Genomic DNA, 13,675 nt, shown 5'->3' on the forward strand with positions numbered 1-13,675 from the left:
CCGTTAATAAAATGAAAGCACCGCTGCGATGCCGGCCCCAATGGCGAAGGCGGTCAGAAAAGCTTCCGCCCCCTTTGACAGGCCGGATACCAGATGTCCTGCCATTAGATCCCTCACCGCGTTCGTTAAGTGAAGCCCGGGAACGAGCGGCATGACGGAGCTAATAATAATTTTGTCGAGGTCGGTGCCGAAGCCGACATGGACGGTAAGGACGGACAGCAGGCCGATCAGGACAGCGGTCAGAAATTCGGCGAAAAACGTAATCGGGACGATACGGTGGAGCGTCACGAAAAATAAATAGCCGATGCCGCCGCAAACGATGACGGGCCAGAAGTCCGACCAGACGCCTTGGAACATAATGAGGAAGCAGCCGCTGGCAATCGCGGCGGTGATGACCCGCAGCCAACTCGGGTAGCTGTAGCCGCCGTCGCCTGAATCGATGCGCTGGAGCAGCTGATAGGCTTCCTCGGGCGTCACTTCTCCGCGGCTAATCTGCCTCGAAATATCGTTTACAAGCGTAACTTTCAACAGATTGGTCGACCGCTCAGAGATACGCATGAGTCTGGTTGTATGAGCAGTGCCCTCGATGGCGAAAATAATGCCGGTCGGCGTTACGAAGCTTTGCGATTGCGAGACGCCGCAGGCGGCAGCGATGCGCACCATCGTATCCTCCACGCGGTAGGTTTCGCCGCCGTTCTGGAGGATGATCTTACCTGCCAGCAAGCAGAGCTGCGAGATGTCGCAGCGGCCGTTATCGTCGGTAGACTGAGCGTTTGCCGTCATGGCTGCTTCGTCTGCCGCTCGAACTCCTCGCGGATGCGAGCGAGCAGGGCTGGATCGGCGCATACGTCATAAGCCGTCGCAGCAAGCATTTTGGCGCTGAACAACATGCGGTCGTACGCTTGTTCTGTCATAGCCGCATCACGGAACGCTTCCGTGTGCAGCAGGAATCGTTCCTCGACTACTTTGACGTAGGGATGAATGGCCGGACAGCGAACGGATACGTTGCCGAGATCGAGGGATCCGTGGTCCTTGCCGAATGCAATTTCTTCGGGTAGGATGCCAGCGTCAATCAGATTTTGGTTGAATTGAGCCGACAGTGTTTCGTTCGTAAGCAGCTCGTCATACGAGAACTCATATTTGTTCGTGGTTAGCGTACATCCGGTTTGCAGAGCGGCTCCTTCGGCGCAGCGCAGCACCTTCTCTGTTAGCTCGTTCGTGTAGGTGCGTGAAGCGGAGCGCACGTAGAACTTGGCCGAAGCATAATCGGGAATGATATTCGGCGCTTTGCCGCCGTTGTCGATAATGCCGTGAATGCGAGCGTCACTGCGGCATTGCTGGCGAAGCGCGTTGATGCTGTTGAACAGCATAAGCACCGCATCGAGCGCATTCACGCCTTCGTATGGGCTTGCCGCTGCGTGAGCGGCAACGCCTGTATATTCGAATTGAATCGCGTCAAGCGCAAGCGATTCGCCGGAGCGCTCGAAGGTGTAATAAGGGTGCGCCATTAAGGCGAAGTCGCAATCATCGAATAGTCCGGCTGCAGCCATCGGCACCTTCGCGCCTTTCGTTTCTTCGGCAGGCGTGCCGTAGATGCGGATTCGGCCGCCTAGTTGATCGATCACCGACTTCAGTCCAACGGCCGCCGCAATACTCATCGAGCAGATGAGATGATGCCCGCAAGCGTGGCCGATCTCCGGAAGGGCGTCATACTCGCAAAGAAAGCCCGCAGTAGGACCAGGCTTGCCGGAATCGTAAACGGCGATGAAAGAAGTCTCTATGTCAAGAATGCCGCGCGTAACCTCGAAGCCGAAGCGCGCAAGCTCCTTTGTTAGCAGCTCCGCAGCGAAGAACTCCTCATGGCCAAGCTCCGGCCTGCTCCCGATCGAGCGGGAAATAGAGCGGAAAGTTTCGGCATGTTCGTCTATGGTACTAAAAACAGTCTGTTTGTTGGTCATCGCAGAGAATATGCCTCCTCATATCGTTAGTCTCATTTTACCGCATGCCGTGAATTTTTTTGAATTGCTCAGGACTAAGGCCTTCAAGCCGCTTGAATACCGAGCTGAAGTAGCTGGGGGAGTCGAAGCCGACCCGCCTTGCGATCTCGTTCATCTTAATATCGCTTTCATGGAACATAAGCTCCTTGCTGCGGTTGATGCGCTCACGGTTCACATATTCCAGCGGCCGCATCTTCAGCGCTTTCTTGAATAGCAGGCATAAGTATTGCGGCGTAATGTCGATACAAGCGGCTAAGTCCTTGATCGTAATAAGCTTGTCATAGTTGTCTTCAATATACTTCAGCACCGGCTTCAGTTTCAATATATGATGCTCCGCCGATTGCGAGCTTACGAGAATAACTTTCATCAAATCAAGCAAAAACATGTAAACGAGCTTAGAGCATTCCAAGCCGAGAAAAGAGCGGCCTGATTGCGTCATCGCAAAGATGTTTTTCATATGTGTCAACATCATATCATGATCGGCTGTCGAATAGACGCCAGATTGCTTAATCCCTGCTTGCCGCAGCATCGTTTCCGATAGATCGCCGCGAAAGCTAAGCCAGAAGATTTCCCAGGGCTCTTCCGTTGCATAATAAGCATGAGGATCGCCCGGTAAGAGACAGAAGCCTTGTCCGGCTTGAACAGACATTTTATGCTCGCCGACCTGAAGAATGCCTGCTCCGTTCATGACCTGCAGCCACTGAAAATGCGGATATCCGTCAGGACGGTCGATCGTTTCTTGGTTGCTCCAATGACCGATGCTCGTAAGGTAGAGAGGAAGCGTTGTATCGGCTTCTGTAAGCGTCGGGAAGACCATCGTGTCCATCTTTATGCAGCACTCCTGTTTCATATTTTGATATCTATGCGAAAATACTATTATTTTAATGGAGATGCTTTCATTTTATAATATGAATATCATTATAGTCTACCCAATTACGACGATTCACAAGACGATATAGGAGGCTCATATCATGACAACAAAATTCCCGCCGATCAGCGGCAAGATCCCGCAAATGCTGCATGGAGCAGATTACAACCCGGACCAATGGCAGAAGTATCCCGAGGTGCTGGAGGAAGATATACGCTTAATGAAGCTGGCTAGCTGCAATGTGATGTCGGTAGGCATCTTCGCATGGGCGGCGCTAGAGCCAGAGGAAGGCCGATTCACTTTCGAGTGGTTGGATACGCTGCTGGACAAGTTCGCTGCGAACGGTATTTTTGCCCTGCTGGCAACGCCAAGCGGCGCGCGTCCGGCTTGGATGTCGGAGAAATATACGGAAGTATTGCGCGTTGCTCCGAACGGCATTCGCAATCTGCATGGCGCTAGACATAACCACTGCTTCTCCTCGCCGGTTTACCGCGAGAAGGTAGAGATTATGAACAGCAAGCTGGCCGAACGTTATTCGCAGCATCCGGCTGTTATCGGCTGGCATATCTCCAATGAATACGGCGGCGAGTGCCACTGTAATTACTGTCAGGACGCATTCCGCGGCTGGCTGCAAAATAAATACGGATCGCTCGAAGCGCTCAACGATGCATGGTGGACGACGTTCTGGAGCCACACGTATACGAACTGGACGCAGGTGGAATCCCCTACTGCGCGCGGCGAGAATGCTGTTCATGGTCAAAACGTGGATTGGAGACGTTTCGTAACTGATCAAACGGTCGATTTCTGCCGTCATGAGATTGCGCCGCTGCGTGCCGCTAATCCGGAGCTGCCGATTACGACTAACTTCATGCTTGATTTCGAGCCGCTTAACTATTGGAAGTTCAGCGACCTGCTCGATATGATTTCATGGGACGCTTACCCGACATGGCATGACAACTTTGGCGACGACAGCTCGCTGGCATCTTGGATTGCTTTTAACCATGATGTATTCCGCTCGCTCAAAGGCGGCAAACCGTTCATGCTGATGGAAAGCACGCCGAGCATGACGAACTGGCAGCCGGTCAGCAAGCTTAAGCGTCCGGGCGTTCATATCTTGTCCTCTTTGCAGGCGGTAGCGCATGGCTCGGACACGGTTCAATATTTCCAATGGCGCAAGAGCAGGGGCTCGAGCGAGAAGCTGCACGGTGCGGTTGTTGACCATGTCGGCAACGAGCACACACGCGTCTTCCGCGAAGTGTCCGAACTTGGACAGACGCTGGAGAAGCTGACGGAAGTCGTTGGCACTTCGGTGAAGCCGGAAGTAGCGCTTATTAACGATTGGGAAAACCGCTGGGCGGTGAAAGATTCGCAAGGACCGCGCAACGGCGGATTGCACTACGAGCAAACGCTGCACAACCATTACCGTCCGCTGTGGGATCTGGGTGTATCGGTTGACGTTATTGATTCCGAATGCAGCTTCGATTCTTATAAGGTGCTTATCGCGCCGATGCTCTATATGGTGCGTCCGGGCGTTGGCGAGCGCATTGAACGCTTCGTCGAGAACGGAGGTACGTTCATCGCGACTTATTGGAGCGGCATTGTCGACGAGAACGACCTTTGCTTCCTTGGCGGCTTCCCAGGTCCGCTTCGCAAGACGCTGGGCATCTGGTCGGAGGAGATCGATTCGCTCCATGATCACGACTCGAACCGTGTCGTGATGAACGAAGGCAACGAGCTAGGCTTCGGCGGCGAGTTTACTGCTCGCGAGCTATGCGACCTTATTCATCTCGAAGGCGCTGAGGCGCTCGCAGTATACGGTGAAGACTTCTATGCAGGACGTCCAGCCGTAACGGTGAACAAGCTTGGCAAGGGTAAAGCGTATTATATTGCGTCGCGCAATGACAATGAATTCATTAAACAATTGACGGCAAGCGTACTCGAGCAAGCTGGCGTGAAACGCGTCATCGAGTCCGAGCTGCCGGAAGGCGTAACCGCTCAGCTTCGTACGGACGGCGAGCAAGACTTTGTATTCGTCTCGAACTTCACGGATGCTAGCAAATCGGTAGAGCTGGACGGCCGCGTTTACACGGAACTGCTGACAGGTGCGGCTGTAGGCTCATCAATTGATCTTGAAGGCCACAGCATGAAGCTTCTGAAGCGCGCATCGAAGTAACATTCTAATATTCCAATCAAACTGTGCAGCACGTACGAAAGACGTACGTGCTGCACAGTTTTTTTGCGTTGTGGTTGAACTGCCTCTGTAAGCGCACATGCGCACTTACACGCCGCCTCGCCAAGTTACTCCTTCGCCGTAAGAGCACATACGCACTTACAGCTCACATTCGAATAAGTAGCTTGTTCAAACTGGGCCTGTAAGCTCACATAAGCTCTTACAGGCTGTCCCACCAAGTTACTCCTTCGCCATAAGAGCACATGGGCACTTACAGCTCACATTCGATCATGCAGACTGGCAACTCATAAATCTATTTATCAATTATTGTCGAATTTAACATTCCGATAACATTTCGCGCCTCTACAGTTGATGCTTGAGACCTATAGTGTTTCTGAGAGGATATGGAAGGAAGGGTGATCGTGAATGACGGTGTCCGTTCTGGATAAGCAAATGAAGCAAGAAGTGGTTGAGCACGAAGAAGGAAAGTCTTCGGCAGCGATTGCAGCTGAAGTTGTACCACCTGCCGCAGAGGCCGTTTCCGAAGCTGCAACAGAAGCTTTGGTACAATCGGAGCTCCTATTTATTGAAAGAGAACTTAAYCAAACATCATTAACAGCTAAAGAAGAAACAACAGATGAAATGACAGAGGAGCGGTCCGTTCGGATTGCCGATTATATGCGCGGGGCGCCGACCGTTGAAGAAGAGCGCACCTGCCGCGAGACGATAAGCGTGTTCAAGCAGCATCCCGATTGCGAGTGCGTAGTCGTCATACGAAGCGGTGATCAGATTCCGGTCGGTCTCATGATGCGCAACCGGTTTTTCTTAAAGCTGGGTCATCGGTTCAGCGCCGATCTGTACTATGAGAAGCCTGTAACGAAGCTGATGGATACAAGCCCGTTAATGGTACATAGAGCGGATGCGCCGCAGCAGATCATCGACAGCGCGCTCAGCCGCGATGAGGGCATCCTATATGATTGCGTGATCGTGACGCAGCAGGACGGATTGTTGGCTGGCGTGCTGACCGTTTCGGACATGCTTAAGATGTCGAGAGAGCTGCAGCAGGAAGCGGTTCATGCGCAGCGCCGCATCATTGAATCGGCGGAACAGCGGGTAAGGCAGATTGAGCAGGCGGCAAGCGCAGTCCGAGGCTCAACCGAACAAGGGGAATCGCTGTCTGTAGAGATGGTTGATCTGACGTTAAGCGGCAAGAACGAGCTGGACAAGGTAAGCAACGCTTTCGTATCGATAGCGAACTCCTCACAGCGTCAAGAGCAGCGCATGAACGAGCTTCAAGCGGAAGCGGGTTCCATCAGCCGCGTGTCCAAGGTGATCCGCGAGCTGGCGGACCAAAGCAATCTGCTCGCGATCAATGCTTCTATAGAAGCAGCGCGTGCGGGCGATCACGGGCGCGGCTTCGCCGTTGTGGCCGGCGAGGTTATGAAACTAGCAGGCCAGACGAAGCAGCTGGCCGGAGAGATTACGATGCTGACGAAGTCGATCGTCGATGCGATCGGCGAGACGGCGGCGCTTACGCGATCGGGGCGGACAGAGACGACGGCCAGCGAAGCGTATGTTCTCGCCGCGGTTGAAGCGTTCAATCGCTTGTTCCAAGCGGCTGCGGATAATCGCGGAAGCGCGAAGCAAGTCGGAGAACTGTCGGAGCAAGCGCATCGTCAGTCGATTCATGTCGCCGATGAAATGGAGAAACTGCGGCAGTCGTATTTTTAACATGAAGTTTACAAAAAGAGAGTACCCGATTTACAAACGGCTAGTAGTATTGAACTCGTTAGGGAAAACACATACTAGACAAATTAAGAGGAGTGGTAGAGTTGTTTAAGGGGAAAAAGAAAGTTGTAGTAACGTTGATGATGTCCATGTTGATCGTATTCGCAGCAGCTTGCGGCAATAACGCCAATAGCGGAAATAACGGTTCGGAGAATAATGGCGGAGCAGCAACGAACAATACGGCAACCAATGCGCCAACTGAAGAAGCGGTTAAGCTGTCGGGCGAAATTAAAATAGACGGTTCCAGCACAGTGTTTCCATTAACGGAAGCAGCGGCTGAAGAGTTCAACAAAGAGCATTCGGATGTACGCGTACCAGTCGGCGTATCCGGCACAGGCGGTGGCTTCAAGCAGTTCTGCGCTGGCGAAATTGCAATCGCAGACGCATCGCGTCCGATCAAGGACGAAGAAGCTACAGCTTGTAAGGACGCAGCAATCGAATACACGGAGCTTTCGGTAGCATTCGACGGTTTGTCGGTTGTCGTTAGCAAAGAAAATGATTTCGTAGACCACCTGACGGTTGAAGAATTGAACAAAATCTTCACAACAGGCAGCACGGTTGCTACTTGGAAAGACGTTCGCGACACATGGCCTGCAGAGCCGATCGTTATGTTCTCGCCAGGTGCTGATTCCGGCACTTATGACTACTTCAACGAAGCAATCCTTGAAAAAGCAGGCATTCGCAACGATAAAGCAATCAGCTTCAGCGAAGACGACAACGCACTCGTTCAAGGTGTAGCAGGCAGCAAATACGGCATCGGTTACTTTGGCTTCGCATACTTCGAAGAAAACGCCGATAAGCTGAAAGTCGTTCCGGTTGACGGCGGTTCCGGCCCAATCGAGCCTACGTACGACACGATCAAAGACGGCACTTACGCGCCATTGTCCCGTCCGCTCTACATCTACCTGAACAACAAAGAGCTTGAGCGTCCTGAAGTGAAAGAATTCGCTAAGTTCTACATTGAAAACATCGGAGCATTGGCTGGCGAAGTTGGCTACGTATCGTTGCCAGATGAGCAATACGCAACAGAAGCTGCCAAAATCCAATAATAAATAAGCTCGTACTTGGTGATGAATATGTGATGTCTCGCGAGACATCACATTTTTCACGCCGCATATGTTAATGAATTGTAAATGGCAAGAAGGAGGCCGCCGGCATGCAAAGCGAAGCTCTGCAAAGCAAAGATAATGCGCAAACCACTACCGTAAAAGTCGACGCATACAATTTCAAAAACGAGCGCGTCAGCATCATGAACAAAGTAATGCCAATCCTGCTGTTTCTTTGCGCGTCCGTATCCATCATGACAACGATCGGAATCGTTGTGACATTGTTAACCGAAACCATCCAGTTTTTCAAAACGATACCGATAACGGACTTTTTGTTCGGAACGAAATGGTCGCCGCTAATCCCGCCTAAGAGCTTCGGAGTGCTGCCGCTGCTTACCGGAACGCTGATGATTACCGTCATTGCTTGTCTTGTTGCCGTGCCGATCGGGCTTGCAAGTGCCATCTACTTATCGGAATATGCGCCCAAAAAAGTACGAAAAGTCGTAAAGCCCATCCTTGAGGTGCTCGCCGGCGTGCCGACAATCGTATACGGCTATTTTGCGCTAAGCTTGATTACGCCGATTATTCAAAGCATCTTCCCAAGCGCCGGCATATTCAATGCGCTCAGCGCCGGAATTGTCGTCGGGATCATGATTATCCCGATGGTCAGYTCGCTAAGCGAGGACGCGATGTCGTCCGTACCGCGCAGCTTGCGCGACGGCGCTTATGCGCTTGGAGCTACCAGGTTCGAGGTTGCCCTTAAAATCGTTGTACCTGCCGCATTATCGGGTATCGTAGCATCTGCTGTACTTGCATTCTCACGTGCAATTGGCGAGACGATGATCGTGACGCTTGCAGCGGGATCGACGCCGAACATGACGATGAATCCGCTGGATAGTATTCAGACCATGACCGCCTACATCGTTCAAGTCAGCTTAGGCGATACGCCGCACGGTACTGTCGAATACGGCTCGATATTTGCAGTAGGCATGACGTTGTTCGTCATCACGTTCTTGCTTAATATTCTTGCCCAGTACGTAGCAAGAAGATTCAGGGAGGAGTATTAATATGAACATCTTTCACGATGCGAACCGCAAGCAGATTGCCGGCCGCCGCAGAACGGACTGGCTGTTGCATATCTTGTTCGTTACGGCAACCTCGATCGGCGTAATCGCGCTTTGCGCTCTGCTTATCGACATACTGATCGACGGTGTTGCACGTCTTCAGCCAGACTTGTTCACCAACTTCCCGTCCCGCAAGGCAGACGGCTCAGGCATGAAGTCCGCTCTTGTCGGCACGATCTATATGCTGCTCATTATGGCGCCGATCTCCTTTATCTTCGGCGTAGGAGCAGCGATTTACCTAGAGGAATACGCAAGCAAAAACCGCTTCACAAGGATCATTCAGCTCAACATTAGTACGCTTGCCGGCGTTCCTTCGATCGTATACGGCATTCTCGGCCTCGCCTTGTTCGTAAGGCTGCTGGCGCTCGATAAGAGTTTGATCGCAGGCGCACTTACGATGACGCTGCTCGTGCTGCCGATTATCATTGTGTCGGCGCAGGAAGCGATTCGCGCCGTGCCGAAGTCTCGCCGCGACGCCTCGTTCGCTCTAGGCGCGACGAAGTGGCAAACCGTGGCTCGCTCGGTAATGCCGTCGGCTATTCCCGGCATCTTGACCGGCGTTATTCTCGCGATGTCGAGGGCGATCGGGGAGACGGCTCCGCTTGTTATGATCGGCGCGCTTACGTACGTCGCTTACTTGCCGAAGGGCATTACGGATTCATTCACCGTTATTCCGATTCAAGTGTACAACTGGCTGTCCAAGCCTAAGGTGGAGTTTCAGGAGCTTGCGRCAAGCGGCATTATCGTATTGCTGGCGCTGCTGCTGCTTATGAATTTCTCGGCTATACTGCTTCGCAACAAATATAGCAAAAACGTTTAATAACGGTTGGAGGAGACGAGCGAAATGGAAGCACTTATTAATATTAACAAGTTGAATTTGTTCTACGGCACTTTCCATGCACTCAAAAATGTATCGCTAACGATTCCGGAGAAAGCGATCACCGCCTTCATCGGCCCGTCCGGCTGCGGCAAGTCGACGCTGCTCCGCACGCTCAACCGTATGAACGATATGATTCCCGGCACGCGCATCGAAGGCGGCATCGCCATCGGCGGAACGGAAATTTATTCGAACGAAGTAGATGTCGAGACGCTCCGCAAAAAGGTGGGCATGGTGTTCCAGCAGCCGAATCCTTTTCCTAAATCGATCTACGATAATGTTGCCTACGGCCCGCGCCTGCATGGCGTATCGAGCAAAAAGCAGCTCGATGAAATCGTGGAGACGAGTCTGAAGTCGGCCGCGCTCTGGGATGAAGTGAAGGACCACTTGAAGCGCTCCGCCTTCGGCATATCCGGCGGGCAGCAGCAGCGTCTGTGCATTGCGCGCGCGCTTGCGGTGAACCCTGATATTTTGCTCATGGACGAGGCTACTTCGGCGCTTGACCCGATTTCCACGCTGAAGATCGAAGAGCTGGCGCAGGAGCTGAAGGATAAATATACGATCGTTATGGTTACGCACAATATGCATCAGGCAGCAAGGGTTTCCAACCAAACGGTATTTTTCTTGAACGGCGAGGTCATTGAATATTCGGATACGGAGAAGCTGTTCTCCAACCCGACCGATCAGCGCACGGAAGATTATATTAGCGGACGTTTCGGCTAAGCCGCGACTGTATTCGCGATTGAACGAATACCTAATAGGGGGAAACTAGCTGTGATGACGAAACGCAAAGAATTCGATCAAGGACTGGAACAGCTTCATAATTTGCTGGTGGAGATGGGCGGCTTCGTAGAGGCCGCGCTTGTGGATTCCATGGAAGCGCTCAAGGTCGTTGATGTTGAGCGGGCTAAGCTTGTTATTAAGAAAGATCCGCAATTGAATCAAATGGAAGAAAAAATTACGGAGATCGGCTCGCGCCTTATCGCTACTCAGCAGCCGGTTGCGAAGGATTTGCGCCGCATTTTGTCGGCGTTCAAGATTGCCAGCGACCTCGAACGAATGGGCGATCTCGCGGTTGACGTGGCGAAGGTCGTATTGCGTTTAGAAGGACAAGAGCTCATTAAGCCGCTGATCGATTTGCCGCGCATGGCGGAGATCGTTCAGACGATGACGTATGAGTCGATTCAATCCTTCGTGCTGGAGAATGTAGATCTTGCTTACAAAATGGCAAAGGACGACGATCAGGTCGATGCGTTGTACGGTCAGATCACGCGCGAGCTATTCTCGCTCATGATGGAGAACCCTCGCAATATCGCCCAGGCTTCACTGCTTAGCTTCGTTGGCCGCTATATGGAGCGATTCGGCGACCACGCAACGAATATTGGCGAAAGCGTCGTTTACTTGGTTACGGGCAACCGTCCTGACCTGAATCAATAATTTAAATGATCGAACAATAAACCTTACCGCAGAGGAAGTCCGCGCCGCAGCTGGACTTCCTCTGCGGTTTTTTTCTATGTGAACAAACAAACATTATAATGTTTGTTGACCTGAGCCTAAAATCAGTGTACTTTAAACATTATAACGTTATAATCTTAACTGGATTGAAGGTGAGCTGCATGAAGCAAGAACGGATCGTATGGCGCAACGTTAAGCGAACGAATGGCGAAGCAATCGATATAGCCGTCGAGCACGGCATCATTACGGAAGTAACGGGTGCGGGCCGCGCGAATGAAGGGAATGACGTCAGAGACGGCTCTGGATTGTATGTCTCCAGCGGCTGGATCGATGTGCATGTTCACGCGTTCGCCGAGCTCGACCCGTACGGAGATGAGATCGACGAGATCGGCGTGGGGCAAGGAGTCGCGACGATCGTCGACGCGGGAAGCTGCGGGGCGGATCGGATCGGCGAATTGGCGTCAAGCCGGGAACAAGCGCTCACGAACGTGCTGGCGTTGCTGAACGTCTCGAAGATCGGATTGCATCGGATTGACGAGTTATCCGACCTCAGCTGGATCGACCGCGAGCTGGCGGTAGAAGCCGTTCGCAGCTACCCAGACTTCATCGTCGGCTTGAAAGCAAGAATGAGCGGGAGCGTCGTGAAGGAAAGCGGCATTGAACCGCTGAGGATAGCTAGAGCAATGGCAGATCAGATGAGCTTGCCGATTATGGTTCATATTGGCTCGGCGCCGCCTCGAATCCAGGATATATTGCCATTGTTGAATGAGARCGATGTCGTAACTCATTATTTGAACGGGAAGAGCAATAATTTGTTCGACGATGCCGGGCAACCGTTGCCGGAGCTTAAGGAAGCAATCGCCAGAGGGGTGCGTATGGATGTCGGACACGGCACAGCCAGCTTCTCGTTCAAGACGGCTGAAGCCGCGAAGGAGAGCGGGATCGGGTTCGACACTATTAGCTCCGATATCTATAGAGGCAACCGACTGAGAGGTCCCGTTCACAGCTTGGCGCATGTCATGTCCAAGTTCTTGTTACTGGGCTACCCGCTAGCCGATGTGGTTGACGCCGTTACCGTTCGGGCAGCGAACTGGTTGAACAAGCCCGAACTCGGACGTATCCAAGTAGGCGACAAAGCGCATCTTACCTTTTTCGCCGTGAAGCATGAGAAGACGGAGTTTATCGACTCCGAAGGGGAGAAGCGCGTGGGAGATCAACATATTGGGGCAAAAGGGGTAATCGTCAATGGCAAATTTGTTGAATGCTAAATACGGATTGAAGCGTGTCATTAACGCAAGCGGGCGCATGAGCATCCTCGGCGTATCGGCACCAACCGACACGGTTATGGATGCGATGAAGCGCGGGGGGCAAAGCTACGTGGAAATCGCCGATCTCGTTGATAAGGCGGGCGATCATATCGCCGGGATTCTCGGATCGGAAGCGGCAGTCGTTGTCAACTCTGCTTCTAGCGGTATCGCGTTATGCGTGGCCGGTATCGTAACGCAAGGCAATCGGCGCAGAAGCGAACGGCTGCACCAAGATCCGATAGAAAAGAACGAAATCATTATTTTGAAGGGTCATAACGTTCAATACGGAGCGCCGGTGGAGACGATGGTATTCCTCGGCGGGGGCAAGTTGCTAGAAGTCGGTTACGCGAACGAAGGCAAAGCCGAGCATATCAAGGATGCGATCAGCGAACGTACGGCAGCGATTTTGTATGTGAAATCCCATCACGCGGTGCAGAAGAACATGATTTCCGTCGAGGAGGCATGGGAGGTAGCGCAGCAGAGCGGCGTGCCGCTCATCGTTGATGCGGCAGCGGAAGAGGATATTCGCAAGTACGTGAAGTTCTCGGACTTGGCGATTTATAGTGGCTCCAAAGCGATCGAAGGGCCGACATCGGGCATTGTCGGCGGCAAACGGCATTACGTGGAGATGGTGAAGGTCCAATTGCATGGTATCGGCCGCAGCATGAAGGTCGGCAAGGAGACGACGTTCGGCTTGCTCCAAGCGCTGGACGAGTATCTGAACAAGCCGGATAACAGCGAGCGGGAGAAGGCGGCGCTTCAAGCGCTTATGCCGCTCGGCGAACAACCGGGCGTTCAAGTGACGATCGTACAGGACGAGGCGGGGCGGGCGATATTCCGCGCTAGAATTCAGATCGATCCTGCGCTGACGGGCACATCGGCCAAAGAAGTCGTCCAGCGGCTGCAGAACGGCGACATCGCTATCTATACGCGCGACTACGGCGTGAAGCAGGGCTACTTCGACATCGATCCGCGTCCGCTGCTCGGCGACGACATTGACGTGATTGCAGCAACTATTAGCAAGCTAACGGGAGGCAACTAAT

At 52.7% G+C, this 13,675-nt stretch carries 12 protein-coding genes; 9 read left to right on the forward strand and 3 right to left on the reverse strand.

All coding sequences use genetic code 11. The features are described from left to right. Positions 1–3: 3 nt before the first annotated feature. Genes AB4Z33_RS17500 through AB4Z33_RS17510 form a run of 3 tightly spaced genes read right to left on the reverse strand, consistent with a single transcriptional unit; the run spans position 4 to position 2,823 of the window. Entirely contained in the window at positions 4–783 is a 780-nt protein-coding gene (locus AB4Z33_RS17500; RefSeq protein WP_442051138.1) for a threonine/serine exporter family protein, read from the reverse strand. Then, positions 780–1,958 (reverse strand): M20 family metallopeptidase, encoded by a 1,179-nt coding sequence (locus AB4Z33_RS17505; RefSeq protein ID WP_442051139.1) that lies wholly within the window; start codon positions 1,956–1,958, stop codon positions 780–782. The genes AB4Z33_RS17500 and AB4Z33_RS17505 overlap by 4 nt, the downstream gene beginning before the upstream one ends. A 37-nt stretch (positions 1,959–1,995) precedes the next feature. Beyond that, positions 1,996–2,823 (reverse strand): AraC family transcriptional regulator, encoded by an 828-nt coding sequence (locus tag AB4Z33_RS17510; protein ID WP_442051140.1) that lies wholly within the window; start codon positions 2,821–2,823, stop codon positions 1,996–1,998. Positions 2,824–2,968: 145 nt separating this feature from the next. On the opposite strand from AB4Z33_RS17510, the gene AB4Z33_RS17515 reads away from it, so the two are divergent. The 9 genes from AB4Z33_RS17515 to AB4Z33_RS17555 all read left to right on the forward strand — a co-directional run bounded on the left by AB4Z33_RS17515 (position 2,969) and on the right by AB4Z33_RS17555 (position 13,674). Next, positions 2,969–5,038, forward strand: a complete 2,070-nt coding sequence (locus tag AB4Z33_RS17515; RefSeq protein ID WP_442051141.1) for a beta-galactosidase — start codon at positions 2,969–2,971, stop codon at positions 5,036–5,038. 423 nt (positions 5,039–5,461) lie between these two features. Next, positions 5,462–6,766: a methyl-accepting chemotaxis protein gene (locus AB4Z33_RS17520; protein WP_442051142.1), complete on the forward strand. Its 1,305-nt coding sequence runs from the start codon at positions 5,462–5,464 to the stop codon at positions 6,764–6,766. Positions 6,767–6,867: 101 nt separating this feature from the next. Then, positions 6,868–7,872 (forward strand): PstS family phosphate ABC transporter substrate-binding protein, encoded by a 1,005-nt coding sequence (locus AB4Z33_RS17525; protein ID WP_442051143.1) that lies wholly within the window; start codon positions 6,868–6,870, stop codon positions 7,870–7,872. A 200-nt stretch (positions 7,873–8,072) separates the two neighbouring features. Beyond that, on the forward strand, positions 8,073–8,936 hold the full coding sequence (gene pstC / locus AB4Z33_RS17530; RefSeq protein WP_442051173.1) for a phosphate ABC transporter permease subunit PstC: 864 nt from the start codon (positions 8,073–8,075) through the stop codon (positions 8,934–8,936). Position 8,937: 1 nt separating this feature from the next. Then, the gene (pstA, locus tag AB4Z33_RS17535) at positions 8,938–9,813 is read left to right on the forward strand and encodes a phosphate ABC transporter permease PstA (RefSeq protein ID WP_442051144.1); all 876 of its coding nucleotides are present in this window, start codon (positions 8,938–8,940) and stop codon (positions 9,811–9,813) included. A gap of 24 nt (positions 9,814–9,837) precedes the next feature. Further along, the gene (gene pstB / locus AB4Z33_RS17540) at positions 9,838–10,593 is read left to right on the forward strand and encodes a phosphate ABC transporter ATP-binding protein PstB (protein ID WP_337099055.1); all 756 of its coding nucleotides are present in this window, start codon (positions 9,838–9,840) and stop codon (positions 10,591–10,593) included. 54 nt (positions 10,594–10,647) lie between these two features. Then, positions 10,648–11,307 carry a phosphate signaling complex protein PhoU gene (gene phoU, locus AB4Z33_RS17545; protein ID WP_442051145.1) on the forward strand — a complete coding sequence of 220 codons (660 nt, stop codon included), beginning with the start codon at positions 10,648–10,650 and terminating at the stop codon, positions 11,305–11,307. A gap of 179 nt (positions 11,308–11,486) precedes the next feature. After that, positions 11,487–12,593 (forward strand): amidohydrolase/deacetylase family metallohydrolase, encoded by a 1,107-nt coding sequence (locus AB4Z33_RS17550; RefSeq protein ID WP_442051146.1) that lies wholly within the window; start codon positions 11,487–11,489, stop codon positions 12,591–12,593. Next, entirely contained in the window at positions 12,571–13,674 is a 1,104-nt protein-coding gene (locus AB4Z33_RS17555; RefSeq protein ID WP_442051147.1) for a DgaE family pyridoxal phosphate-dependent ammonia lyase, read from the forward strand. The genes AB4Z33_RS17550 and AB4Z33_RS17555 overlap by 23 nt, the downstream gene beginning before the upstream one ends. Position 13,675: the final 1 nt, after the last annotated feature.

It is taken from the genome of Paenibacillus sp. 2TAB19, from assembly GCF_052115185.1.
Classification (GTDB): domain Bacteria; phylum Bacillota; class Bacilli; order Paenibacillales; family Paenibacillaceae; genus Pristimantibacillus.

Excerpts from the sequence above, each read along its gene's own strand:
- AB4Z33_RS17500 (WP_442051138.1), bottom strand. The coding sequence starts at position 783 with ATGACGGCAAACGCTCAGTCTACCGACGATAACGGCCGCTGCGACATC.
- AB4Z33_RS17505 (WP_442051139.1), bottom strand. The coding sequence starts at position 1,958 with ATGACCAACAAACAGACTGTTTTTAGTACCATAGACGAACATGCCGAA.
- AB4Z33_RS17510 (WP_442051140.1), bottom strand. The coding sequence starts at position 2,823 with ATGGACACGATGGTCTTCCCGACGCTTACAGAAGCCGATACAACGCTT.
- AB4Z33_RS17515 (WP_442051141.1), top strand. The coding sequence starts at position 2,969 with ATGACAACAAAATTCCCGCCGATCAGCGGCAAGATCCCGCAAATGCTG.
- pstB (WP_337099055.1), top strand. The coding sequence starts at position 9,838 with ATGGAAGCACTTATTAATATTAACAAGTTGAATTTGTTCTACGGCACT.
- phoU (WP_442051145.1), top strand. The coding sequence starts at position 10,648 with ATGACGAAACGCAAAGAATTCGATCAAGGACTGGAACAGCTTCATAAT.
- AB4Z33_RS17555 (WP_442051147.1), top strand. The coding sequence starts at position 12,571 with ATGGCAAATTTGTTGAATGCTAAATACGGATTGAAGCGTGTCATTAAC.